This is a genomic window from Okeania sp. SIO2F5 (genome assembly GCF_010692685.1).
Taxonomy (GTDB): domain Bacteria; phylum Cyanobacteriota; class Cyanobacteriia; order Cyanobacteriales; family Microcoleaceae; genus Okeania; species Okeania hirsuta.
In genome coordinates, this window is record NZ_JAAHGU010000165.1 from 10717 (window position 1) to 14662 (window position 3946).

General features: G+C 36.5%; 1 protein-coding gene and 1 pseudogene. Both read left to right on the forward strand.

The genetic code is table 11. The features are described 5' to 3' along the window. A pseudogene (locus tag F6K27_RS29145) lies at positions 1–404 on the forward strand (Uma2 family endonuclease); the annotation flags it as partial. A 294-nt stretch (positions 405–698) separates the two neighbouring features. Further along, on the forward strand, positions 699–3452 hold the full coding sequence (locus tag F6K27_RS29150; RefSeq protein WP_287278994.1) for a TIGR02921 family PEP-CTERM protein: 2754 nt from the start codon (positions 699–701) through the stop codon (positions 3450–3452). The last annotated feature ends 494 nt before the right edge of the window (positions 3453–3946 follow it).

The following is a 3946-nucleotide window of genomic DNA, read 5'->3' on the forward strand; positions in this document are numbered from 1 at the left end:
CAGGAAATACACCTAAAGAAATGGAGTGTAAATTATTATTTTATGACCGCTATGGAGTAGAAGAATATTATGTTTATGACCCGCAAAAAAATAGTTTAACGGGATGGTTACGTTCAGAACTTTTTCTGGAAATAATTGATGAAATGAATGGTTTTGTTTCTCCTAAATTACGAATTAAGTTTGAGTTAACAGCAGAAACGCTAATTTTGTATCGTCCTGATGAACAAGCATTTACAGATTATATGGAAGTTCAGCAACAATTGGAGGCAACAGAAAACCGTGCTTTAGAAGCAGAAAGTCGTGCTTTAGAAGCAGAAAGTCGTGCCACTGTTGCTGAAGAGCGTGCCAAACGTTTAGAACAATTATTACGAGAAGCAGGGATAGATCCCGAAAGCAATGGATAGTTCAACAATTAATAATGAATAATGATTGAAGAAGGAGACAGGAGACAGGAGACAGGAGGGAAATTACATGATGATTCGCTCCCCCAAGTAATTTTGAACACCGTGGGGTATTAAACCCATAAAGAAAATGATAATTAATAATCATTAATTACCTCTTCCTTTCAAGAATAGGATTGACTCAAAGGAAAATTTTTCTTTATGATGCCCTTAAAATGGGAGGCTTTAAAGCACAATTTTCGGTTAATTTTTTAGAGAAAATAGGCGGTCGCTAAATAATTTGTAGGAGTAAATTTTATGAAAATTAAAAAATTTCTGAATCTGACTTTTTACAGTATCTTTTTGGCCTGGAATCTGACATTTTTAGGATCTGTATATTTCTGGATTTTGCCAACTATTGGATGGTCTTTAATTGAAGATACTTTATCTGGTTTAATTCCCAGTCAATTTTTAATTACTTTCATTGGAATAGTAGCAATTCCCACTATTTTTACTATCATTGGTGGATGGCATTTTCGGAAACAACCTCTGCAATTATTCCGTTTATTTTATGGAGTTGAAGCTCCTTTATTTTTACTCTGTTTATTACGTTTTTTTGTACTGCGAGAACTTACTCAAGCTAGTACTTTAATTTTAGCCACAATCTTCATTAGCATTATCGCTTTTGCTCTGGAAATGTTATATGGTTATGCTAATCGAAATAAGTTAGTATCGTGGCTACAAATGTTTGCCCACAGCCTGATGTTATTAACTGGTTTATATGTGGGAGTATTACTACTATTTTATGCCGTGCCAGTATCTGTAATGTTAGTACGAGAATTTTTCTCATTTTACTGGCTTCAAGGAATTATTTCTGAGTTAACTTATTCTCCTGGCTATGTATTTACATTGCTCTTATTTTTATTTGTCTTGGCTTTAACAACAACTTTATTTGTGTTTATGCCCTCAGCATTAGCCAGTTTATACGTTAATTCTGGACAAAGAATACTCAGAACATTTGCTAATCAACATGGTCATCAACGTACATTTCAGGGAATTATTGCGGTCATAACTGCTTGGATGATTCTATTTGTTTCATTTCAACAACAACCCCAAGTTGTAGCTTTTCAAATGTTAGATTTACCAGTCAGAAATGAAAGCGATCGCCAAGAACTTTTAGCTAATTCTAATTTAATTAAAGATGGATTAGTTAATGCCTATTTATCCTCATATCGTTATCTAAGTACGGCTGCCAGAAGTAACCAAATTCGGATCATGTACAGAAGCACATTTGGTTTGCCAGAATCAATTAATCAAACATTACAAGATTACTTCAATCATCTGATGTCACCCTTCTTATATAAAGGTGACGATAAAGACAAACAAAAAGCAGCCAAACTCTACAGTGATTTTTTCGATACACCGATTCAAAAAGCAGAACAAAAAGCAATTATTAATGCTATTCAATCGACAGCAAATCTAGATGAAGTGAAAGCTGGATTATTAAATATTGGGGAACAAAAAGTCTGGCTGAAAAACCAAGAAATTACAGTAAAAGAAAATAGAGATTGGGCAGATATAGAATTATATGAAATTTATGAAAATCAAACCTTTGAACCTCAAGAAAATCTCTATTATTTTACCCTCCCAGAAAGTGCAGTTATTACAGGTATTTGGTTAGGGGATACCGACAACCGCGCCCAACGTTTTCCTTTCAAAGTTTCGCCCCGTGGTGCAGCACAAAAAGTCTATAATTCTCAAGTCCGAAGAGAACGTCCGGTCGATCCTGCTCTCCTAGAAAAAGTCGGGCCTCGGCAATATCGTTTACGAGCATTTCCAGTACCAGCAAAGTTGTCAGTAAGGGAACGAAAAACTAACCCAGACCGACCAACACAAATGCACTTGTGGTTAACCTATCAAGTAATGGCAAAGGATAATAGTTTTGCTTTACCGAAGTTGAGAGAAAAACGTAATATCTATTGGAATAAAAACACCAAACGAATTTACAATACCAAGTCTGTCAGAGGCGATCGAGAAGCATGGTTGCCATCTAGTCTGACCGCAGTTACTCAAACGACTGCACAACAACATCAGATAAATTTTGCCAATGGATATCAAATTTCTGCTCAACCTTTAGTAACGCGAGAAAGATTTTTACCAGAAAGTGAACGGTTTGCAGTGGTTGTGGATACTTCCTACAGCATGAGAGCTAAAACCAAAGAACTAAAACAGAATATTGACTGGTTAGTGGCAAATGGTTTGGGAGACCTGAGTTTCAGTAACGGTGATGCAGATATATATTTGACTAATGTCGGTTTTCCACCAGAAAGGATAGATGATATTAGTCAGTTTGATGCTGAGAAAGTTACATTTTTCGGTACGCTCCAATATAAGGAAATGCTCGAACAATTTCTCCAGTTACGAGGGGATACTCGCTACAATGGATTGATATTGGTGACTGATGAGGGTAGTTATGAACTCTCGGATGACACTCAAGAAATGCCCAACTTATCTACTCCTTTGTGGATGTTGCATTTGGGAGCGATGCCACCTGCTTATGATGATGCCACATTAAAATTGATGCAAAAAAGTGGGGGTGGTGTGGCGACAAAACTTACCGAGGTATTCCAGCAAGTTACCGCAAAATCAAAATTAGGAAAATCTGTTGTAAGTGTGGCAGATGGGTATGCTTGGTTTATGGAGAAAAAATCTGGTGGGGAAATAATAGAGGATAATTTTGCTCCTCTGGCAGCTCAAAAGTTAGTTTTGGGGTTGAGTAAAAAAATGAACTTGGAGACTCTGGAGGAGTTGGATGCTATTCACGCGATCGCCAAGACCTATAAAATTGTTACGCCTTATTCTTCCATGATCGTCTTAGTTAACGACGAACAACGGGAAGCACTCAGACGTGCAGAAGCAGCAGCAGACCGTTTTAACCGCAAAGTTGAGGATGGCAAGGAGCAGTTAACTGACCCCAATAACCCATTAGAGAATGTAAGTGTACCCGAACCTGGTATGGTATTAGGAATGGTGGCAATGGGATTTTTCTTGATTTATTTTGTTAGAGAATAGGGAATGGGGAGTAAATGTCTTGTATCTATAATTAGAGATGGCATAAACGCCAAGAGTCATCTGAAAGATAACTTCAGCTATTAACCAAGGATTTTAATCTTTGGCGAGCCATCTTTGTCATCTACCCAGAAATAAATTTCCGAACTGCATAGCATAAGTCCTGATAATAAAGATCGCTAGAAGTAAGAGAATATAACTAGGCAAAATAGGTCTTGTTTGAAATTAATCGCTATTTTAAATTAAGAGCCATCTTTGTCATCCCCTAAGAAAGAAATTTCTGGGCTGCATCGCAGTTGAAAATTTCCCAAAAGCGATCGCTATATATAGCAATGAGCGCTGGCATCTTTACATGTTACATAGATATTTGCAATGTAATATAAAAGTAACTGTATGAGCTGTATTTTTCATAAATTAGGCGATCGCTAAACCTTAAAGTTTTAAGGATGTCTGTAATGGTATTGATAATTTACAGTTTATAGCTTGAAATTGTTTAC